Annotated in this window: 23 protein-coding genes; 14 read left to right on the plus strand and 9 right to left on the minus strand. The window is 36.8% G+C overall.

Annotated features, from left to right (window positions below; genetic code table 11):
• Positions 1-143: 143 nt before the first annotated feature.
• The 3 genes from R2Q70_RS00550 (at position 144) to R2Q70_RS00560 (ending at position 3946) form a co-directional block, all read left to right on the plus strand.
• Positions 144-1661 carry a pseudouridine synthase gene (locus R2Q70_RS00550; protein WP_316805746.1) on the plus strand — a complete coding sequence of 506 codons (1518 nt, stop codon included), beginning with the start codon at positions 144-146 and terminating at the stop codon, positions 1659-1661.
• 113 nt (positions 1662-1774) lie between these two features.
• Positions 1775-2884 carry a lactonase family protein gene (locus R2Q70_RS00555; protein WP_316805747.1) on the plus strand — a complete coding sequence of 370 codons (1110 nt, stop codon included), beginning with the start codon at positions 1775-1777 and terminating at the stop codon, positions 2882-2884.
• 768 nt (positions 2885-3652) lie between these two features.
• Positions 3653-3946, plus strand: a complete 294-nt coding sequence (locus R2Q70_RS00560) for a GIY-YIG nuclease family protein (protein ID WP_316805748.1) — start codon at positions 3653-3655, stop codon at positions 3944-3946.
• 149 nt (positions 3947-4095) lie between these two features.
• Here the strand turns inward: R2Q70_RS00560 and R2Q70_RS00565 are convergent, their stop codons facing one another.
• The 5 genes from R2Q70_RS00565 to tilS all read right to left on the minus strand — a co-directional run bounded on the left by R2Q70_RS00565 (position 4096) and on the right by tilS (position 8633).
• Complete coding sequence (locus tag R2Q70_RS00565) at positions 4096-4542, minus strand: KTSC domain-containing protein (protein ID WP_316805749.1); 447 nt, start codon at positions 4540-4542, stop codon at positions 4096-4098.
• Positions 4543-4725: 183 nt separating this feature from the next.
• A complete protein-coding gene (bshA, locus tag R2Q70_RS00570) occupies positions 4726-5868 on the minus strand; it encodes an N-acetyl-alpha-D-glucosaminyl L-malate synthase BshA (protein WP_316805750.1) in 1143 nt (380 codons plus the stop codon).
• Between the two features lie 347 nt (positions 5869-6215).
• On the minus strand, positions 6216-6680 hold the full coding sequence (locus R2Q70_RS00575; protein ID WP_316805751.1) for a hypothetical protein: 465 nt from the start codon (positions 6678-6680) through the stop codon (positions 6216-6218).
• Positions 6681-6812: 132 nt separating this feature from the next.
• The gene (locus tag R2Q70_RS00580; RefSeq protein ID WP_029280011.1) at positions 6813-7301 is read right to left on the minus strand and encodes a hypothetical protein; all 489 of its coding nucleotides are present in this window, start codon (positions 7299-7301) and stop codon (positions 6813-6815) included.
• On the minus strand, positions 7302-8633 hold the full coding sequence (tilS, locus tag R2Q70_RS00585) for a tRNA lysidine(34) synthetase TilS (protein WP_316805752.1): 1332 nt from the start codon (positions 8631-8633) through the stop codon (positions 7302-7304). It abuts the gene before it with no gap.
• 65 nt (positions 8634-8698) lie between these two features.
• On the opposite strand from tilS, the gene R2Q70_RS00590 reads away from it, so the two are divergent.
• On the plus strand, positions 8699-11020 hold the full coding sequence (locus R2Q70_RS00590) for an OstA-like protein (RefSeq protein WP_316805753.1): 2322 nt from the start codon (positions 8699-8701) through the stop codon (positions 11018-11020).
• Positions 11021-11092: 72 nt separating this feature from the next.
• On the opposite strand, the gene R2Q70_RS00595 is transcribed toward R2Q70_RS00590, so the two are convergent.
• Together R2Q70_RS00595 and R2Q70_RS00600 are read right to left on the minus strand one after the other, a co-directional pair.
• Positions 11093-11668: a non-canonical purine NTP diphosphatase gene (locus R2Q70_RS00595; protein ID WP_316805754.1), complete on the minus strand. Its 576-nt coding sequence runs from the start codon at positions 11666-11668 to the stop codon at positions 11093-11095.
• A gap of 95 nt (positions 11669-11763) precedes the next feature.
• Positions 11764-12417, minus strand: a complete 654-nt coding sequence (locus tag R2Q70_RS00600; protein ID WP_316805755.1) for a hypothetical protein — start codon at positions 12415-12417, stop codon at positions 11764-11766.
• Positions 12418-12539: 122 nt separating this feature from the next.
• Here R2Q70_RS00600 and R2Q70_RS00605 point away from each other — a divergent pair, with 122 nt between their 5' ends.
• The 10 genes from R2Q70_RS00605 to R2Q70_RS00650 all read left to right on the plus strand — a co-directional run bounded on the left by R2Q70_RS00605 (position 12540) and on the right by R2Q70_RS00650 (position 20421).
• Complete coding sequence (locus tag R2Q70_RS00605; RefSeq protein ID WP_316805756.1) at positions 12540-13109, plus strand: hypothetical protein; 570 nt, start codon at positions 12540-12542, stop codon at positions 13107-13109.
• A gap of 50 nt (positions 13110-13159) precedes the next feature.
• Positions 13160-14527 carry a peptidylprolyl isomerase gene (locus R2Q70_RS00610; RefSeq protein ID WP_316805757.1) on the plus strand — a complete coding sequence of 456 codons (1368 nt, stop codon included), beginning with the start codon at positions 13160-13162 and terminating at the stop codon, positions 14525-14527.
• Positions 14528-14532: 5 nt separating this feature from the next.
• Positions 14533-15495: a MoxR family ATPase gene (locus R2Q70_RS00615; RefSeq protein WP_316805758.1), complete on the plus strand. Its 963-nt coding sequence runs from the start codon at positions 14533-14535 to the stop codon at positions 15493-15495.
• 53 nt (positions 15496-15548) lie between these two features.
• A complete protein-coding gene (locus tag R2Q70_RS00620) occupies positions 15549-16238 on the plus strand; it encodes a YafY family protein (RefSeq protein WP_316805759.1) in 690 nt (229 codons plus the stop codon).
• 73 nt (positions 16239-16311) lie between these two features.
• A complete protein-coding gene (locus R2Q70_RS00625) occupies positions 16312-16764 on the plus strand; it encodes a DUF1569 domain-containing protein (protein ID WP_316805760.1) in 453 nt (150 codons plus the stop codon).
• A gap of 6 nt (positions 16765-16770) precedes the next feature.
• On the plus strand, positions 16771-17349 hold the full coding sequence (locus tag R2Q70_RS00630; RefSeq protein ID WP_316805761.1) for a YdeI/OmpD-associated family protein: 579 nt from the start codon (positions 16771-16773) through the stop codon (positions 17347-17349).
• A gap of 399 nt (positions 17350-17748) precedes the next feature.
• A complete protein-coding gene (locus R2Q70_RS00635; protein WP_316805762.1) occupies positions 17749-18237 on the plus strand; it encodes a DinB family protein in 489 nt (162 codons plus the stop codon).
• A gap of 4 nt (positions 18238-18241) precedes the next feature.
• Positions 18242-18829 (plus strand): class I SAM-dependent methyltransferase, encoded by a 588-nt coding sequence (locus R2Q70_RS00640; protein ID WP_316805763.1) that lies wholly within the window; start codon positions 18242-18244, stop codon positions 18827-18829.
• A 750-nt stretch (positions 18830-19579) separates the two neighbouring features.
• Entirely contained in the window at positions 19580-20101 is a 522-nt protein-coding gene (locus tag R2Q70_RS00645) for a hypothetical protein (protein WP_316805764.1), read from the plus strand.
• 119 nt (positions 20102-20220) lie between these two features.
• Complete coding sequence (locus R2Q70_RS00650; RefSeq protein ID WP_147302501.1) at positions 20221-20421, plus strand: hypothetical protein; 201 nt, start codon at positions 20221-20223, stop codon at positions 20419-20421.
• Between the two features lie 63 nt (positions 20422-20484).
• Here R2Q70_RS00650 and R2Q70_RS00655 read toward each other — a convergent pair whose 3' ends face one another.
• Together R2Q70_RS00655 and R2Q70_RS00660 are read right to left on the minus strand one after the other, a co-directional pair.
• Entirely contained in the window at positions 20485-21369 is an 885-nt protein-coding gene (locus R2Q70_RS00655) for a glycerophosphodiester phosphodiesterase family protein (RefSeq protein WP_316805765.1), read from the minus strand.
• Positions 21370-21541: 172 nt separating this feature from the next.
• Positions 21542-22399 (minus strand): nuclear transport factor 2 family protein, encoded by an 858-nt coding sequence (locus R2Q70_RS00660; protein WP_316805766.1) that lies wholly within the window; start codon positions 22397-22399, stop codon positions 21542-21544.
• Positions 22400-22462: the final 63 nt, after the last annotated feature.

Here is a 22462-nt window from a genome sequence, read left to right on the forward strand (position 1 = left end):
ATTTTAAATTTTGATTTTCGGACGATTTTTTCTATTTTAGAGGCTATTTTTTGACATAAATTTTCGCCTCCTAACAATTGTATTGTTCATCAATTTTTCCTAAATTTGCAGCCCGCATTTTAGGATGCGGTTAAAAGCGTATCATGATAAATAAAAACAACAGGAACAGTCGGGATGACAAGTCCAAATCGGGCAACCGAAGAACAGAAGGCAGAAGTAATGATGCCGGGTCTGACAGAAGAAAATCAGACGATAGAGACAACAAATTCAAAAAATCATCCGATTCAAAAGACAACTTCAGACCTAGAAGTTCAGAAAGCAAAGATTTCAAATCAAAATCTTTCGGAGACAAAAAAGATTTCAAACCAAGATCAGGCGGACGCGATTTCAAATCGAAAGATGCGGAATCTCAAAGCTTCAAATTTGGCGATCGTGAATTCAAATCGAAAGATTCGAATAACGACCAAGGAGCAAGAAACAAAGATCAAAGACCAAGAAACACTAGAACAGGAGATCGAGATTTTAAATCAAGAGAAGGTGGTGCAAGAGATTATAAACCAAGAACAGGAGAACGCGATTTCAAATCTAAGGATGGAGATTCGAGAGATTTTAAACCGAGAACTGGCGACCGTGATTTCAAACCCAGAGAAGGTGGATCAAGAGATTACAAACCAAGAACCGGTGAACGTGATTTCAAATCAAAAGACGGCGGATCGAGAGACTTTAAGCCTAGAGAAGGTGGATACAAGGATTTTAAATCAAAAGGAAAATCTGATGGATTTAGACCAAGTGCTGGAAGTTCAAGAGATGTAAAACCTAGGGAAGCCAGAGAAGGCGATTCTCGTCCGTTTAGAAAACGCGAAGAAGCGCAGCCAAGAGACACAGAGTTCAACCGTCCGGAAAGAACTGTTATCGCCCCTGCCCGTAAAACAAATGAAGATAAAGGCTTAATTCGCCTTAATAGATATATTTCAAACGCAGGTATTTGCTCTCGCCGTAAAGCCGATGAATTAATTGCTGCTGGTGTAGTTACCGTAAACGGCGAAGCGGTTACAGAATTAGGCCATAAAGTAGACCCAGCTAAAGATTTAGTTCGTTACAACGGCGAGCTACTTAAACGTGAGAAAAAAGTTTACGTGCTACTTAACAAACCTAAAGATTACATCACTACAACCGATGATCCTCAGGAACGTCGTACAGTAATGCAGTTGGTTGATAAAGCAAGTCGTGAGCGTATTTATCCTGTAGGTCGTTTAGATCGCAATACAACAGGTTTATTATTAATGACTAATGATGGCGATTTGGCTGATAAACTATCACACCCAAAAAACGGCATCACTAAAATTTACAACGTAGAGTTAGATAAAGCTTTATCACAAGGTGATTTAAACAAAATTGCTTTTGGTTTGGAACTGGAAGATGGTTTGATTAAACCAGATAACATTTCTTATGTTGCAGGTGGAACTAAAAAAGAAATCGGCATCCAAATTCACAGTGGTAAAAACAGAATTGTTCGTCGTATTTTCGAACATTTAGGTTACAGCGTTGAAAAATTAGATCGCGTAGTTTATGGCAATCTGACTAAAAAAGATTTACCTCGTGGAAGATGGAGATACCTGGAAGATCATGAGTTAATCCAAATTAAACACTTAATTAAATAATATTCAAGGCAATCGAAAGGTTGCCTTTTTTATTGCAATGTGTTTTATCATCCACTTTAAAATGGATTAACCCAAAACATTTTTTCTCATATTTGTTTAAACAAGAACGTAAAATGAAAAAAAACATCGCTATACTATTAATGACATTAATATCTCCCATCGCCTTTGCGCAAAAAACTAATTATAATCTCTTAATTGGAACTTATACAGCTCCTGGAAAAAGTGAAGGTATCTACACCTATAATTTCAATACCAACAATGCAGAAGCTAGCTTAAAGCACGTTACCAAAGGAACGGCAAACCCAAGCTATTTAACCCTTTCTCCTGATCACAAATTTGTTTATGCGGTAAATGAAACAGGCAATACAAGTACGGTTAGTGCTTTTAAATACGAAGAAAAAACAGGTATATTAACTTTTTTAAACAAAGTGGATAGCCATGGTGCTGACCCTTGTTTTGTTACAGCTGATGCTAAGAATGTAATTGTTGCGAACTATTCTGGGGGAAGTTTGGCCGTATTTGCCCGCCAGGCTGATGGCTCATTAAGTGAAGCCTTGCAAGTGATTAAACACACTGGCAAAAGCATTGATCCGAAAGGCAGGCAGGAAAGCGCACATGTACACATGGTGAAATTTACTCCTGATCATAAATATTTAATCGTGAATGATCTGGGAGAAGACCAAATCTATATTTACAATTACAACCCCACAGGCAAAGATAAAACCCTTACTGCTAAAAAGGCACTAAAAACCAACGCAGGTACTGGTCCAAGGCATATTACTTTTAGTCCGAATGGTAAAAATGCTTATTTAGTACATGAATTTAACGGAAGCATTACTGTTTTTAGTTATGCTAATGGCGGTTTAACCAAAATTCAGGAAATAGCTACCACGACAAAAGATTTTACCGGCAAAATAGATGCTGCAGATATTCATGTGTCTGCAGATGGAAAATTCCTTTACGAAACCAACCGTGGTGATGCGAATAGCATTTCAACATTTGCCATTCTTCCGGCAGGTAAATTAAAACTGATTGAAACCGTAAGCACCTTAGGCAAAGGACCACGAAACTTTACAATTGATCCCAGTGGTAAATATGTGCTGGTCGGCCACCAGTATACCAACGATGTTATCATTTTCAACCGAAACAAAACCACAGGGAAATTAACTGATAGTGGGAAAAAAATCGATGTAGGCGCACCGGTTTGTTTAGTATTTAACTAATACTCGAACGTTGAAAATTATTAATATGGAAACAGAGCTTAAAACGCCATACACGAAAAATCGTCATCCTGAACTTGTTTCAGGAACTTAATAGCAAGAAAAACCTGCTTTAAAGATGCTGAAATAAATTCAGCAGGACGTACTGGTGGGGTTCAATGCCTAAAACGCCCATACACAAACGGTCGTCATCCTGAACTTGTTTCAGGAACTTAGTGATAAGAAAATCTCACATTAAAGATGCTGAAATAAATTCAGCAAGAGATACTGGTGGGGTTCAATGCCTAACACGCTCATACGTGAACGATCGTCATCCTGAACTTGTTTCAGGAACTTAGTGATAAGAAAATCTCACATTAAAGATGCTGAAATAAATTCAGCAGGACGTACTGGCCGGGGCTCAATGTCTAAAACGCTCATACACGAACGATCGTCATCCTGAACTTGTTTCAGGAACTTAATAGCAAGAAAAACCTGCTTTAAAGATGCTGAAATAAATTCAGCAGGACGTACTGGTGGGGTTCAATGCCTAAAACGCCCATACACAAACGGTCGTCATCCTGAACTTGTTTCAGGAACTTAATAGTAAGAAAAACCTGCTTTAAAGATGCTGAAATAAATTCAGCAGGACGTACTGGTGGGGTTCAATGCCTAAAACGCCCATACACAAACGGTCGTCATCCTGAACTTGTTTCAGGAACTTATCCGCAGGCCTAGTTACAATTCCGTGCTTAATCTGTAAATTTGTTATCTTTAGTAAAATCTTGAAAAATGGAACGTGGAGGATGCGTTTACATCTTAACAAATTCAAATCACACCGTATTATACATTGGTGTTACTTCTAATCTTTTTTCGAGAATAATCGAACATAAAGAAAAGAAATATCCTCAATCGTTCAGCGCAAAATACAACTGTAATAAACTCGTATACTTTGAACAATTTCCATCTATTGATGAAGCTATTGCAAAAGAAAAACAATTGAAAAATTGGAGACGATCATGGAAAATTAATTTGATAAATGATAACAATCCAGAATGGAAAGATCTTTTCAGCACACTTGAATAACAGAAAAAGATGCTGAAATAAATTCAGCAGGACGTACTGGCCGGGGTTCAATGCCGAAAATGCCCGTACACGAACGATCGTCATCCTGAACTTGTTTCAGGAACTCAACAAAAAAAGACCTGCCATTTGGCAAGTCTTTTTCTTTAATTTTATGCTGGCTCTGCAACTTTCGCCACATTGCGGTAAGGATATTCACTAAAAATATGTCTGCGGGCAAAACGACCTGGAGAGTCGGCATTAACCAGTTTCACATAAATTGCTTTAGGCACATCAAAATACTCATAAGCACTACCGTCATAAAACTGAATGTTCAATACTTGTTGCTTGTATTCAAAATCCTGAATATTAGATAAGGTAATGGTCTGCGTATAAGTTTCGATATTTTGCTCACGGGTTTCAGGGGCAATACTCACTAAAAAGTGGTAAGCTTCAATAATTTCTTTACTTCTCGCTTCTGCATCTAACTTTTCTTCTTCCTGCTGAAATTTGTCTGGGTGACAATCTTTCATCAAGGTACGGTATACCGACTTAAGCTCTTTTAACTCAGCTTCTTTATCTACGTTTAAAAGCTTTCTATAATCAACTATTCTTTTCATTTGTGCTAACCTCTTTTTTGTTTCAGCAAATCATTATTTTCTTAATAACCGCTGAATTTAAAGGCGCAAAGATACGATTTATAATCGTTTGATTTTGAGAAAGTTTCTTTTATTATGAAATTGTAAGCTAAGTGCTTTAAATGCATTTCTAAAATGCTTTTTTCAAAGTCCCTTAGTCGAACATTAATATTTTACCTGCAGCGAATTTTCAATCACTTCTTTATAATAGTCGATATATGAAGGCAGTATTTTCTTCAAATCAAAATCCTGAGCTCTTTTAAAGGCATTTTCTTTAAAATACTTCAGTGTTTCATCATTGGTTAAAATCGTGATTGCTTTATTCGCCATATCGTCGATATCACCAACATCACACATGTAACCACAAAAATCGTCAATATTCAACTCCGGTAAACCACCAGCATTTGATGTAATTGCCGGAACTTTGCAGGCCATGGCTTCCAATGCGGCCAAACCGAAACTTTCCGATTCAGATGGCATCAGGAATAAATCAGAAACTGAAAGAATTTCTTCAACAGCATCCTGCTTGCCTAAAAACCGAACATGATCGCCAATACCCAAAGAGCGGCAAAGCTGCTCATCGTAAGCACGTTCTGGCCCATCGCCTACCATTAAAAGTTTCGATGGGATTACCGCTTGTACTTTTTCAAAAATCCGAATCACATCAGCAGTACGCTTAACTTTTCTAAAGTTCGATGTATGTATCAATATGCGTTCATTATTGGGCGCAATTGCTTTTTTAAAGTGATCTTTCGCCTGCAAACTAAAACGACTAAAATCGATAAAGTTTGGGATAACCTTAATTTCTTTGGTAATCTCGAAGTGACTGTAGGTATCTTCTTTCAAATCTTCAGAAACGGTTGTTACCCCATCACTCTGATTAATAGAGAAGGTAACAACAGGTTTATAGGTTGGATCTTTACCAACCAAGGTAATATCAGTACCATGCAGTGTTGTAACAACAGGTATATGAATGCCGTAGCTAGCCAAAATTTGTTTCGCCATAAATGCTGCCGAGGCATGAGGAATAGCGTAATGTACATGTAAAACATCTAGCTTTTCAAACCGAACCACATCTACTAACTTGCTGGCCAATGCCGATTCGTAAGGTGCGTAATCAAAAAGCGGATAATCTCTTACCGAAACCTCGTGGTAAAACAGGTTTGCCGAAAAGAAATCGAGCCGGGCTGGCTGACTGTAAGTGATAAAGTGAACTTGATGGCCCTCGTTTGCAAGTGCTTTTCCGAGCTCTGTTGCAACCACTCCACTACCGCCAAAGGTGGGGTAGCAAACAATTCCTATCTTCATTTATAAATGCGTTGTTATTGGTACAAATGTAGCCCATTTATATCTAAAATACGTGTAAGCCAATTGCAATAAAAATCCCCGTTTATCATTTACAAATAACCATTCGAAAAGCAATTGCTGTAATTCTTCGGCTCGGAAAGTCCTGCCATTCGCTGTAGCCCTCATTGAAAAAATTCGGGGCTGCCGCTGCTGTCAGGTTTAAAATCGAAAAGTTCACCTAAGTAAAACAGTAGCAAGTGTAGTGCACAATGATTTACATAAGCATTACCACCTGAATCTAAAAAAACTTCCCAACAAAAAAACGCCCCATCGCTGGGGCGTAATTCAAACCGAGACCAAGATCTTTATCATTTATAATCGTAAACCAACTGGGGTTTTTTGTATCCCAGTTTTCGTTCTTCTCCTTGTATTTGCGTACGAATATCTTCTACTTTCGAAATTTGCTTGTTATAGCGACTTAAAGCCTTTTGCGATTCATCTGAATCACTTTTTGCCTTTTTAGACAACTTAGCCATATTTTTTAAGTCGACAGATGAACCAGCATCAGTTTTATCAATGTTTCGGCTTGCCTTATCAGCAGATACTTTTGCATTGCCTTTAACTTCTAAAAGTTTTAGTCTCAGCTTTTCCACGTTTGTTTCTTCTTCTGCTTCCTTAATCTTAAGCTCTAAAACTTTCATGTGCATTTTTAGCACATCGACTTTTCCTGTTAAAATACCTAAAGAATCTTTTGAAACTTTCGGACTATAAGTTTGAGCCATTGCCGAAAAAGAACCGACAACAAGCACACAAGCAAATATTATTTTTTTCATGATCACCATAGCTAACATCAAATCAATAAAAATGCCCAATGCACAAAACACGCTTCAAAGCGTCAGTTAAGGGATAATAAAAAAAATAAAGATTTTAAAGCGGTGATATTTGAGAAAAAAATTACCCGAAAGTTATTTTAAATTTCTCATTTCCTCTTTAATCACCAGGAAAAGCTCATTTGGCCTTTGGGTACCAATGAAATATTCTAAGCCATCACGATCGGTAAGTACAACGGCATCTTTTCCTGAAGAGTAAAACCGAATGGTTCCTTTGGTATGAAGATTGTAAACCGGGTTGTTAAAAAAATAACGGCTGTAAGTTGCCTTTCTTACATCAACAATGCTATTCAAATCAATTTTTACACGTTTTGTTGTCCACAGGCCATCTAAAATCATGCTGCCATTCTCAACCACAATCTTGTATTGAATTAAAAAAAGCAATAGCATGGAAACCCCGATAATTCCAAAACCAACCACTAAAAATAAATCTTGTGTGTTATCGCGATCGCGTTCGTAAACATAAGCCGCAAAACAAAATGCAGCCATAATCAACCTGATGAAAATGCGAACATAATCACGACCGATGTATTGTTTTTCGATATAGGCGTATTTGCTTTCCACTTACAAATTTTTGAGCTCGAATATAGCAACTTTTTTCGTTGCAGCGGTTAATTTATATCTATTATCCTGACGCATACCTGCCACCCAAACGATATCGCCATTTCCGTTTACTAGAATCGGCGTGGTCGTCTTCAAATGTAACGGCACTTTTTCATCAATAAAAAAGTCGCTGATTTTTTTAAGTTGCCGCATTCCCAAAGGGATAAATTTGTCTCCATTTTGCCAATGCCTTAGTACTAAAGGAAAAATTAATTTATCTGCATTCACAAAAGCCTTTTTGGGGTTACTTTCGAAGGCTATTGCTGTTGAAAAGGAAAGGTTAAGTGTTTCTGCTCCAACCAAAACATTTGTAGTTGATGGATGAATAAACTGATTAGCTATTTCACTACTATTTTTTGCGGCAATTACCAGGTGTTCCCTGTTAATAATAGCCTGATGGCTGGAGCTAAAAAAATGTGTTCCGGTGGATGAATGCAAATGATTCAGAATCTCCTGAATAATGCTTTCAGTAAATCCGTAAGGCTTCAGTAACTCAAATAACAAAAGCTTCTGCGGATTTAGTTTCGAAATTTCATCCAAAGCAATATAAATACCATCACTGCGATGGTCTAGCATTTTTTCAGAAAGCGCTTGAATATGAAGGTTTACAAGCACTTCAATATCAGCAAAACGGGCAGCATTTTCTGCAAAAGTTTTTTCTAAATGCGGATTAATTTCTTGCAGATGTGGAATCACTTTCAACCTGATTTTATTTCGGGTATAGTTTGCACTCAAGTTTGAACTATCTTCCACGAAATCGAAATTCATTTGATGAACGACCTCGTCAATTTCCCGCCGGTTTAAAAACAACAATGGCCTAATCAAGTGGTTTCGCTTGGGCAAAATGCCATGTAAACCACTAATCCCTGTACCTCTGGTTAGGTTGATGAGCACAGTTTCTACCCCATCATTTTGATGATGCGCCAATGCAACATAATCGAATCCCTCTGCTAACCTAATTTCTTCAAACCATTTGTAGCGTAAATCGCGGGCTGCCATTTGGGTTGAAATTTTATTTTCGGAGGCATATTTTTTTGTATCGAAATGCGTTATGTAAAATGGAAGATCAAGACTGGTGGCCAGCATTTTCACAAAAAGTTCGTCACGCTGTGCCTCATCGCCACGTAAGTTGAAATTACAATGTGCTACACCAATATTAACGCCTATTGCTTTAAACAAATGCAACATCAATACCGAATCTTTTCCCCCGCTAACGGCTAAAAGAATTTTGTTACCCCGAGCAAACAGCTGGTGCTGCGCTATAAAATCCTGAAATTGTTTTACGGGTAACATCCACCAAAAATATTTAATTTTAACTGGTATTCCGAACGTTCGGAACAAAAAACTAACTTTGTAAAGTGCAAAAACTATTTGTCTTTTTATTCTCCATATTTTTCCCGGTATTTCTTTTCGGCCAACAACAGGCCACGAAGATTAAAATTGTTTCTTTTTCAAAGATTTTTGTAATCACTAAAGAAAATAAAACACTGTTAAACAATCCCGTCTTCCAGCAAGATAATGCCACCTTAACCTGTGATAGCGCTGTGTTTTACAGTAAGAGAAATTATTTTGAAGCATTTAAAAATGTACACATCAATCAGTTAACAACTGATATCTATTCTGATCAACTGGAGTATGATGGAAATAAAAAACATGCCCATTTAACGGGAAATGTTGTGATGAAAGATCCTACATCAACGCTAACCACCAACATATTAGATTATAATACGCTGAGTAAAATTGGCACTTATACCAGTGGTGGGAAAATTGTAAATGAGAGTGTTACGCTTACCAGTAAAAATGGCTATTATTTTAGCACGAGTAGCGATGCTTATTTTAGGTATAATGTAGTGGTCGTTACGCCTCAGGTAACTATAAAATCAGACACTTTGCGTTACAATACGCAAACTAAATGGACTTATTTTTATGGCCCGACGAATATTAAAGGTAAAGACGATAATTTGTATACGGAGAATGGTGCCTATAATACCATGACTGAAGATGCTTATTTCGGAAAGAAAAATCTGTATACGCAAGGTACAAGATCTTTAAGAGGCGATAGTCTGTATTATTTTGGGAAGATTGGTTACGGTAAGGCCGTTAAAAATATCGTATTTTCAGATACCAAGGATAAAATGAAGATGTTCGGCGATTTGGGTTATTACTATAAAGCTGATCAACGTACATTGGTAACCCGGAATGCATATTTAGGAATTGGCACCGAAGATTCGGTTTTGGTGAAGGGCAAGAAGCGCCCGGATAGCTTATGGATGGGTGCCGATACTTTGGAAACTCAAATGGTTTTGCAAAAATCTTTGAAACTGATCCCAAAGATATCTGTCAAAGCCGATAACGAAATAGGCGAAGATGATGAGGAAGAGGGCGGAACGAAAGAGACTAAGGAAAGTCCGGAAAGACCATCATCAACTACTAGCTCTCCTGTTGATAAAAAAGCTGAGCCTAAATCTAAAAACGATAGAAAAGCTAAAAACAAAGCGAAGGATGAACCAAAAACCACAGACACTAAAAGTCAGTTTCTGGAGAAGGATTTCGATAGCTTAAATGTTGATTCACTGAGCAAATTACCTCCAAAGGTAAAGGTTGATAGCACTCAAAATGCAATAAAGTTAAAGGCTGATTCTATTGTAAAAAAATTACCCAATTTAAAAACAGACAGTTCAGCCGAAGCACTAACTGCCAAAGCCGGTAAGGCATTAAAAAATATCAAGCCATCAAAAGTAGATACTTTGGCAAAGACCATGGTTAAGAATGTTGCAAAAGATAAATCTTTGCTTGGTTTAAAACCCGGTTTAAAAAATGATACCGCGAAATTTAATCCAGCAGATACGGTACAGGCCCGGATTATTAAGGCCTACCATGGGGTAAAAATTTTCAAGACAAATATCCAGGCAAAAACCGATAGCTTATTTTATACCAGTGCCGATTCTACCTTACGTTGTTACGTAAATCCAATCATTTGGTCAGAAGGTTCTCAACAAATTGCCGATACCATTTATGTTCAGTTCAAAAACAAAAAGCTTAATAATCTTCAAGCCGTTAAAAATGCGTTTTTAGTTAACACGCCTAAAGATTCTTTACGATTTAATCAGATCAAAGGCAGGCTGATGACGGGATTTTTCAGAAATGGCAAGCTTAAAACCATGTATGTAGATGGTAATGCCGAAAGCATTTACTACACTCAGGATGACAGCACGAAGGTTTATAAAGAAATGAACCAAACGTTGAGTAGCAGGATCAAGTTTATTTTCCAGGATAATGAAAATGATATTGAGGATATTATTTACATAAAGGGCGTTGAAGGTGCGCTTAACCCGGAAAATAAAGTAGCAAAAGATAATGTGCTGAAAGGATTTTCATGGAAACCAAAAGAAAGACCGAAGACAAAAAAAGATGCTGTGGGGTCAGCTGGTAAAGCCAAACCAAAAGCAAAGCCTAAAACACCGCCCGCCAAAAATGTTATAGCCGGAAAATCTGGTATCGCTACTAAAAATACATCAGGAATTACAACTGCCAAAAAACAAGTGAGCACGACTGGAAAGGTTAACTTAAACCTGAATAAAAATGTGCCTTTGGCTAGTCCTTTAGATACCGTAAATTTTGGTATTAAACCGATTTTACCTAAGGCGGATTCTTTGAAAAAAGAAATTAAGAAATTGTAGTTTTAAATCCCTGGGATTAAGGCTTTCGCACTGAATTACTAAATAAGATTGCTTCGTACCTCGCAATGACGATTATGATTTACTCAAAAACTCAATCATTTTTCTTAAGGCAATTGCCCTGTGGCTGATCTTGTTTTTTTCAGCCATATCCATTTCTGCGAAGGTGACATCGTATCCCTCTGGCTGGAAAATCGGGTCATATCCAAATCCTTTTGACCCTGATAATGCTGTTCTGATTACCCCGTTAATAACGCCTTCGAAAATATGATTTTCTCCATTTAACATCAAAGAGATTACAGTTTTAAATCTTGCCTTCCGGTTCAGTTTTCCTTCTAGCTTTCGTAAAACCAGTTGGATATTTTCCAAACTATCTCTACCCCCGCTGTACCTGGCTGAATAAACACCAGGTTCGTTATTCAAGGCCTCTACCTCCAAACCGCTATCGTCAGCAAAACAGTCTAACTTAAAGTTTTCTACAACATATTTACTTTTTATACTTGCATTGCCTTCAAACGTATCAGCAGTTTCAGGAATGTCGACATCACAACCGATATCCTGAAGGTTAAGCACCTCATATTGCCCGGAAAGTGCCAAACGTATTTCTTCGGTTTTATGCTGATTATTCGTAGCGAAAACAAGTTTTTTCATGATGGACGATGTTAGAAAAATATGGATGATGGAAAATGGATGATGTACTCACTATCTTGATACCTGATATCAGATCTTGATACTGTATAAAACCGTTATTTAATTTTCTGCAGGTTACTCCACAATAATTTTTTGGCTGTTATATCGCTATCCAACTGATGCAGATTTGGTGCGAAGATGATTTTTGTATGGCCATGGTTAATAATTTCATTTTGCCATACCAGATCTAACTTCAAATCGGTGATTTCTACTCCGAAGGAAAGCATAATAACTGGTTTGAAAAACTCATGAAATTCCAGATAATCTGTTCCCTGGTATTGGGCATAATTTACGATTGCAAAATCAGGTGTACCAAGATCTACTGCCTTCACAATTTTTCTAAGCAAATCTCTCCCCTGTTCGGTACTCACATCATTAAGCTGATCGTTTACTAAAATCAAAACCGATTTTTTATTTCCGCCCAAGAATTTAAAGCTTTTAGGAGCCTTAGGTTCAGCCACAACGGGAGGAATTTCTACACTCGGAACGTAACTTTTAGCTGCTTCTTCGGCTTTATCAACCATGATTGACTCAACTTTTGGTTGTAAAACACTTTGCTGAACTACGTGATCTTCAGCAGAAAAGTTGGCTGAAACGGCATTTTTGCTATCAACAGCAGCTATTTCAACCATTTCATCCTTCACCAAAAAAACATCCTCAGTAAAAAATAAACGTAAAGCATTCGCATTGTTGGTAACCTGGTTTTCCATTCGTATTTTTGCCGGATAATAATTTCTGTTAAAATTAGTTAAATATCTTATAATAGCGCCGCTAATTGTTACTTTTATCCCTTAAAATTTATAGAGTGCTCTGCTTAAAAAAAGCTTGTTGCTTGTTTATTTTCAGTTGTATCTTCGGTTGGTCGTTTGCACAAAACGTAGCCGTAATTAACGGTAAATCAATAAGTGCCAAAGAATTTTTATGGGCATATAAAAAGAGTCACAATGGAAATGTGAATGCTGATTACGCCAATTTACAAAACTATTTAAATCTATACATTAATTTTAAGCTAAAGGTTTTAGATGCCAGAGAAATGGGCTTAGATAAAAATCCCGTTTACCAGGAAGAAGTGAAAACTTATGAAACCGCGTTGATACAACATAAAAAAGCAAACACGACTCATAAGGATCAGGATTTTTTGCTTAATGAATACCGGGAAGGTGTATTGATGTTTAATGTTTCGGAACAAAAAATCTGGAACAAGGCACAAGAAGATGAGCAGGCGATAAATGCGTTTTACAATAAAAACCAAAGTAATTACAATAAACCCTTAAGTGAAATCAGAGGTCAGGTTATTGCAGATTATCAGCAAAGCCTTGAAGAAAGCTGGCTTAACGGGCTTAGACAAAAACACCAGATTAAAATCAATGAAAATGAGTTAAGAAAACTCGCCAAACAGTAAAGCGCATTGATCATAAATTAGTATTAAATTTGCAAAATATAATAAATAGAATGAAGAAGTTTTTTTTAGCAGCAACAGCATTAATTTGCTTATTTTTAAACAGTTATGCCCAACCAGGAAAACATAACATCGATAAAGTTGCTGCTGTGGTAGGTAATAACATTATCCTGCTTTCAGATTTGAACCAGGAATACACGCAATATCTTTACCAGGGAAACCCACCTAATGAAAGTATCAAGTGCAGAATTTTACAAAATACCTTAACACAAAAACTATTAAAACAACAAGCTGAAATCGACTCTGTAATGGTTGAAGACGGACAGGTTGATGATGAGGTTGATAAACGTATGCGTTCGATGATGCAGCGTGCCGGTGGACAGGAACGCTTAGAGCAGTTTTTAAATAAATCGGTTTTGCAATACAAAGATGAGATGAGACCAACCATTAAAGATGGTTTAATCGCTCAAAAGATGCAGGCTAAAATCACCGAAAACATTAACGTAACACCGATGGAAGTTGAAAAATACTTCAAATCGTTAGGCGATAGTATTCCTGAGTTTAACACCGAGGTTGAAGTTGGAGAGATTATACTAGATCCAAAATTATCAAGAGCAGAGAAACAAAGGTTCCGCGATAAAATTGAAGCTTTACGTTTGAGAATTAAAGGTGGTGATGATTTCGGCGTTTTAGCAAAAACTTATTCTGAAGATCCGGGATCATCTGCAGATGGTGGAGATTTAGGTTTCTTCGACAGAAGCATGATGGCAAAAGAATTTACAGCCTGGGCTTTTAAACTTAAGGCAGGTGAAATTTCGCCGGTATTTGAAACTGAATTTGGTTTCCACATCCTCCAGGTAATTGAGCGCCGTGGCGAACAGGTTCACGCCCGTCATATTTTAATCAGACCAGCAACAACTCCAGAAAGTTTAACGCGTTTAAAACTTCATGCTGACAGCGTTTATAATAGGGTAATCGCTAATAAATTATCATTCGCTGCTGCTGCAAACATTTATTCAGATAATAAAGAGTCTAAATATAATGGTGGTATGATGTTGAACGCAGAAAACGTTCAGGCCAGAACTACTTTTATTCCAATTGATAAATTAGATCCAGCTGTATTTTTAGTCATTGATACCATGAAAATTGGTGGCATTTCTAAACCAGATTTATATACTGCTGCTGATGGAAAACAAGGTTATCGTTTGCTTTATTTAAAGTCGAAAATACCACCACATAAAGCAAATATGGCTCAGGATTTTCCAAAAATCAGAGACGCAGCTCAAAGTGATAAAATAAATCGTACTTTAAGCGAATGGTTTGAAAAACGTCGTGAGAGCACTTATATTAAAATCGATGACGAATTTAATACCTGCGATGAGTTAAAAATTTGGACTAAAGCCGCCACAGCCTCAAAATAGTACGAATGCAGTATAAAAACGAAGTAGAAGCCGTTGATGCCTTACACCTTACCTTTAATAAAATTAAAACCGAAATTGGTAAGGTTGTAGTTGGACAAGATGATATCATTAAATCCGTTTTAATCGCCATTTTTAGCAACGGACATTGTTTGCTGGTTGGCGTACCAGGATTGGCAAAAACGCTACTCGTTCAAACTGTTGCTTCGGTTTTAGATTTAGATTTCAACCGGATTCAATTTACACCCGATTTAATGCCAAGCGACATTATCGGTGCTGAAATATTAGGAGAAGACAGGCATTTTAAGTTTATTAAAGGGCCTGTTTTTTCAAACATTATTTTGGCTGACGAGATTAACCGTACGCCTCCAAAAACCCAAGCTGCGCTTTTAGAAGCCATGCAAGAGAAATCGGTTACCGCAGCCGGATTAACCCATACCCTACCAAAACCTTTTTTCGTTTTGGCTACACAAAATCCGATTGAGCAGGAAGGAACTTACCCTTTACCTGAGGCACAATTAGATCGTTTCATGTTCAACATTCAATTGAATTATCCTGCATTTGCAGATGAATTGAATATTGTAAAAAACACAACGAGCAATAAAACCATCCAGCTCGAAAAAATTATTCATGCAGATGATATTCAGTTTTTCCAAAAGCTGATTCGTGACATCCCGGTAACGGATAATGTTTTAGAATATGCCGTTAAACTGGCTTCAAAAACTCGTCCGAACAGTGAGTTTGCAACAGATGCGGTAAACAAATACATCAGTTGGGGTGCCGGACCAAGGGCTTCACAGTTCTTAGTATTGGGCGCAAAATGCCATGCTGCCATTTCAGGTAAATATGCACCTGATATTGAAGATGTGCAGGCGGTTGCCGAACCTATTCTTCGCCACCGTATCGTTAGAAATTACCGTGCTGAGGCCGAAGGATTATCGATCGAAAAGATCATTAAAGATTTGTTATAATCCATATTCAATTCTTTTTGGTTAAGATTAATACAATTGGCTAAATTTAGGTAATGCCTGATCACGATACCAAACGCCTTTCCAGATTAACTGCTATTGTAACGCAATTTCAAACGAAAAGGCTTTTAACTGCGCCAGAGTTGGCAAGCAAATTTGGCGTGAGTATCAGAACCATCTATCGTGACATTAAAGCCTTAGAAAAGGCTGGCGTACCGATTTTGATGGAAGATGGCAAAGGATATTCATTAATGGAAGGATACCGAATCCCGCCCATTATGTTTACCGAAAACCAGGCCAATGCACTTATTCTTGCCGAACAACTGGTCCTAAAAAATAAAGACACTTCTTTTATAAAGGATTACGCCGAAGCTATAGAAAAAATAAAAGCGGTGTTAAAGCATAGCCAGAAAGATAAGGCCAATCTGCTTACCGAGCGCACCAGGTTTGCGGAAAACTTCAACAATGAACGCAGCAGCAACAACTTATCTGATTTACAGTTCGCACTTACAAATTTTCGTTTGGTTGAGGTAAAATACGTTAATGAAAATGGGAAATCATCTAGCAGGTTCATAGAACCGTTTGCTTTGTTAAGCACTCAAAACTGGTTGCTGGTGGCGTGGTGCCGGTTACGTAAAGAATTCAGATATTTCCGTCTAGATCGTATTCAGAAACTCGAGGTGCTAAACGAAAAATTCAGTCCCCACCCACTCACTTTACAACAATTTTTTGATAAATTTTCCTAATTGATTTACACCCCTGACACAGGGCTGTCAATAGGCGTTTTAACTTTGCAGTATAAACGTAAATCATCAAGAAATGAACAATCTTTTTAATCCAAGCGATACCGCTCAAATCCTATCCAGACTGGAAAAATTATCTCCCGATGCACCAAAACAGTGGGGCAAAATGAATGTCAACCAAATGCTGGCGCATTGCAATGCTTCTTTAGAAACGGCGATGGGCATCACTTCATCTGAAAGAGTTGGACTAGTTGCAAGGCTCTTCGGCAAATTATTAAAACCTACTTTTTTTGGCGAAAAACCTTTTCCTAAAAATTCCGCTACGGATCAAAGTTATATCATTAATGGCAATCCTGATTTCGAGGAGGAAAAAGCTAAAGTAATCAAACAAGTTAAACAATTTGCGGAGGGAGGCCCGGAAAAATGCACCACCAATATTCACGCTTTTTTTGGTAAACTTACACCAACAGAATGGGCAACCATGCAGTGGAAACATTTTGATCATCATTTGAGACAATTCAATGCCTAAAAAGCTATGATAAGTGAAGAAATTGAAACTTTCTATCCGACAAGCCGACAAGCGTGGAGATTATGGTTAACAGAAAATCATATTTCTAAACAAGCTGTCTGGCTTGTTCAGTATAAAAAGAGCGCCAATGTTCCAACAATATCATGGAGCGAAGCTGTTGACGAAGCTTTATGTTTTGGATGGATTGACGGTATCAGAAAATCAATGGATCATGAACGCTATATTCAATTTTTCACGAAAAGAAAAGTAAAAAGTACCTGGTCTAAAATAAATAAAGCAAAAGTTTCAACAGTAATTGAGGCCGGACTGATGACTGAATCCGGTTATAAAAGTATTGCTAAGGCAAAAGAAAATGGCTCATGGACGATTTTGGATGAAGTGGAAGAACTATTTATACCCGATGATTTGGAATCCGAATTCAGCAGGAAACCAGAGGCAAAAGTATTTTTTATGAGTTTGAGTAGATCAATTAGGAAAGCCATTCTGCAATGGATCGCTTTTGCTAAACGCCCGGAAACCAAAGCCAAAAGAATTACAGATGTTGTTGAACTGGCCAGCCAAAAGTTAAAACCTAAACAATTCTAATTGGGTTACCAAAAACAAATTAAAGTATTAAAGTTTGCAAATATCATTTATTCATGAAAACTTTAATAAGTAACTTTGACTTCGTTAAAAGGCAGAAAATTTCGCTCATCAGTTTGTCGCCTTATTTTGCGCTTTGGATTTTTTGCTTTAGCTTTTTCCACAGGGTTGCTGAATACCCACGAGGAAGTTGTGGCGCTGCAAACGGTTTTTTGGTCATTTTGATGCTCTTTGCCATGTTGCTTACAACATTGATATTTCTGATTTTAATATTTATTAATCGTGGGCAAAATCGAAAAGATTTCATAAATATACTTTTGCTAACCTATTTACCATTGGCGATCGCAATTATAGATCTGACTAATTAATTTCTATTTAACCAAAAGCGATTAAATTTACTCGATGGTAAATAATGAAAAACTTTCCGGGGCATTTGCCGCATTGATGGACGAATATAAAAAGGCATTAAATGATTTAATTGAGGTGATTAAACCAATTAACTCAGCTATACTCGTTAAAACGATTGTGCCAAAAAGCGCCAATCCAGATTGTATTTCAATTCAAACGATTTTAACCCATGTAACCTCATCCATTTTCAGTTATGCCGTTTACATTGAAAACTCGATTGGTTTGGAAACGGAAAGGCCATTGAAAATACAATATAATCATGTAGATTTATACATTTCCAGATTGAATGAAGCCATCAGCTATGCTGAAAACGTTTTCATTCAAAACCCATATATTCCTTTGGAAGAACTTGATTCTTCAAAAAAAATAAACGCGAAATGGGGCCAACAATATGATGTAGAACAAATGATGGAACACGCAATTGTTCATATTTTAAGGCATAGGCGCCAGATTGAAAATGCATTAATTCAATTTAACAACTAGCGTTTTGAGTGCCCAAACAAAATTTTATAACAGATTTGCAGTGCTGTATCCTTTGGTTGATGTATTTCTAAAACCCCAGAAGAACAGGTTTTTCAAAGAAATCAATCAATTACCCGATGGAAACCTACTGGAAATTGGTGTTGGAAATGGCTCACATTTTAGTGCTTATAAAACTCATCAGATCACCGGAATAGAGCTATCGGATGCGATGTTGAAGCTTGCCCGAAAAAATGCACCTAGTCGAATTAGTTTGCATCAAATGAATGGCGAACACCTTGAATTTGCCGACGCGAGGTTTGATTATGTTGTGCTATCTCACGTCATTGCTGTTGCCGATCAACCCGAAAAACTATTATCAGAATGCTTGAGGGTACTCAAACCTAATGGCAAATTACTCATCTTAAACCATTTTACCCCGAATAATATTTTGGGGAAATTAGATCGGTTGTTTAATTTGTTTTCTGGTATTTTTCATTTGAAATCTTTATTTTTCATGGAAGATTTCGAAACCATTCGCTGTTTTGAACTGGAACGAGAGATTAAGCTACAGCCATTATCCTACTTTAAAATTTTAATTTATAAAAAGCCTTGAGAAAACATTACTGGTATATTATCTTCTCCCTTTTATTTAGCCTTTTTATTTATGTTTTCTACAGAACCGACAAAACATTGATCAACCAGATCATCATTCAATTTGTTTCGGTTACCGAATATGAAGATTTGAAAACAATAATCAGATCATCCCTGCCACTTAACAAACATATCATTTATTCACTACCTGAGGGATTATGGGTATTCAGCATCACATTAACCTCAAAGGAATTTTATTTAATGCTTTTTAATAAGAGAATCCATTGCGTTTACATTCCACTAATGTATGCTATTGGCCTGGAATTTTCTCAACTGTTTCAATTTACAAATGGCAGATTTGATTTTTTTGACATAGGCATTTCCTTTGTTTGCTGGCTAATTGCTGCTAAAAAAATAAATACAAACCAACAACCGCAAAATATTTTTACAATGCCAAATTACAATAGCGCAGTCTGCATGCTGAGTTATTGCATCGTTTACCTTGCCCATGTCACATCAGCATAATCAATCAAATATTTTGTAAATCTGTCAAAATAAATATCTTTGTAACATAATTTACAGAAATGCTACGTCAACTACATACCTCAACAACAAACCTTTGCCTGTCTTTTGGCATTAGGGGCTTGGGTATTCGTATGATTTCAAGTTCCAATCCGTAAAGATTTAGTGGTCTCAAAACCCTAAAAAATCGTATTACAAAATCAAAAAATTATTCAATTAGTAAGCGCTTGCTTACGAAAACATATCCATTATGGACATTTATACAACTGTAGAGGAAAAATATCTGCAGGCCATTGAAGAATTGCATTGGGGCGAATTGCCTAAAGCACATCAATATTTTAAAGAAATTATTGCTTTCGATGAGGAATATGCGAGAGCATATTTTCAAATTGGGAACCTACATTATCATCACTTTAAGGATTATAAAACAGCTGGTTACTATTTTAAAAGATGTACTGAGCTTGAACCAGAATTTCCGGATGTTTGGGAACCTTATCTGAAATTGGTCATCACTTTAAAGATGAATAAACTTATAGATCAAATTGCGGAAAAGGCATTAAATACTGCGGGTGTTTGTGTGGCACACATTTACCAAGATTTAGGATTGAATGCAGAGCAACAACAGCAATATGAAAAAGCGAGGTATTATTTTAAAAAGGCTGAACAGTTTAATGCGGCTTTGGATGAACAAAGCCAACTTCAGGAACATCAAAATCGCATTAAAAACAAAATAGAAAGCGCAAAGGCAATGATTTATAATTTGCAAGGATAAGGGTCAAAACATTATCTGCCTTAGCCGTTAAAGAATAACAAATCCGTACGTTAATTTTAAAATAGTTCTTATCTTTATCGCAATTACAACGCATAATTTTCAAAATAAAAATATTTAACATGTCAGCTCACGATTCACACGCACCAGTTCAGCAAACAAAAGGCATTTGGGCATTACCATTAACAGCTTGGATTATTGTTTTAATTCTTCTTGTGGCTTTCACTAGACCAATCTTTGTTCACGCACCAGAAGGTTCAGGTCACCACGAAACAGAGAAACCACATTCAAAAGCTGAAGAAGCAGAATCATCGCATCACTAAGCTGATTACAAAACATAACAAAGCGTTCTAAAACTAATTAGAACGCTTTTTTTATGTTTCAATTTATTTTAATTGCCCCATCAGGTTTGGAAAATCGGTAATCACACCATCTACACCTAAACTCATAAAATACTTAATATCTTTCAGGCTATTTACTGTCCATGGGATAATTTTAATGCCCATGGCGTGGCAGCGATCAACCAATCCTTTTCCAACCAGAACCGAATACGGACTGTAAATGGATGGTTTGAATCCCAATTTATCGATATAATCTTCAAAAGGCTCTTTCTCATCAATCAACAGCGAAGTTTGTATTTTAGGATATTTTTCATTCAGGTATTGCAATGTCCGCATATCAAAAGACTGGATAATTACACGTTTCGAAATCTTTTTTGCGTTTACGATTTCCATAATCAATTCCACAAATTCAGCAGGTTCCGGATGAAAATCATTATCGCCATTTTTAATGGTTTTGGTTTCAATGCTATACACCGGCTTCGATAGTTTCTTATCTTTTACATAAGCCTCTGCTGCATCAATCGTTTCTTCAAGCAAAGGTTTGTAAGCTTTAAATTTAACCTGACCAGGAAAACGACTGTGAACTTTACTCCCCACATCGAACTTTTTAACCTCATCATAATCCATTTTGTAAATGTTATATTTCTTTTGGTCTTTCAGAGAAATGGGTTTTCCGTTGGGCATTAAAGAAATTTCATTGTTAAAGTAAGGCTCTTGTGATAAAACCACCTTCTTATCTTTTGAGATCACAGCATCCATTTCCAGGGTTGTAACGCCTAAATCTAAAGCCTTAAGCATTCCTTCGACAGTATTTTCGGGCATAATGCCACGGGCACCGGCTTTACCCTGTATATCAAACTTTTTCTTTTGGGCAGAAACTTGTATGAAGATTAATAGTAGCGCAACTAAGAGATGTAATTTTTTATTCATAAACATAAAACGCAAAATGATTAATTCTGATATTTTTTGTAGCACAAAAACAATGCATATTTTAACATTCAAACCGGCGGGCGAAATAAACCCGAAATTGCTTAAGCAAAATTACCGCAATAAAAAAGGGCTTTCTTTTTTGAGAGAGCCCTTTTCAATTCACATTATTAATCTATCGATCAGCAGGTACAAATGCCTGAACAATTAGGTTCCAGCTTGCATCAGCAGCTTTCTCGTAAACAAAAACATAATTAAAGCTTTCGCGTAAATCAGCTTTATAATCAATAGTGGCTACACCATAAGTATAAGCTAAATCACTTCCAATTGCTTTATCTACACCAGTAGTTTTCAAGTTAATTTTACTAATCATGCCATTGTAAAACGAGATGATTTTACCTTTACCATTGATGGCTTCATTGCCAGGAAACAGCAAACGGGCATCTTCAGTTAAGAAACCACCAAAAGCCGCAATTCCATGAGTTTTAAGCAACGTGTTAAGCGTTTTTTCAGTTGTGGTAATAATATCTTTGCCTGCTTTAAGTTCTTTTTCGTTTAAGAATTTTGGGGCAACATGATCTTTAGGTTCTACAAATTTCGGCATTACCTTATCTAAAGGTTTGTTGCTTGAGGTAGCAACATCTATCGCTAACTTCCATTTGCCATTTTCTGCTTTCCAGATAGACAAATATTGTCCGTATTTCTTTTTTGCGCCATCAAGCGTATAAGGACCAGTGGTGAAACCCAAATCTCCGCTACGGGAAACTTTTGCCAGGTTTGGCTCCCAGCTTACTGCATTTTCACCTTTGCTTTGTGCATTATAGAACGTTTTTACATTTACCGGATTTGGTCTGAAAACCAAAGCACTTGCTAATGAATATTCAAGGTAAGATTCTTTATCTCCGTTTTTTGCAATAGCTTTTGCGAAGTCTTTTTCTGCGTTTACCAGCGATTTTGTAGTTCCGTCATTCTTCTGTGCAAATGCACCAATGGCCAAAAGAGATAATATTGCAGTAGAAAATAAGTGTTTCATTATGAGTTATAGATATATGTTTGGCGAATATAAAATTTTTTGAAGGTTGTGCTTTTAAAAGTA

Origin of the sequence: Pedobacter agri (assembly GCF_032678665.1) — a bacterium.
Lineage (GTDB): Bacteria > Bacteroidota > Bacteroidia > Sphingobacteriales > Sphingobacteriaceae > Pedobacter > Pedobacter agri_A.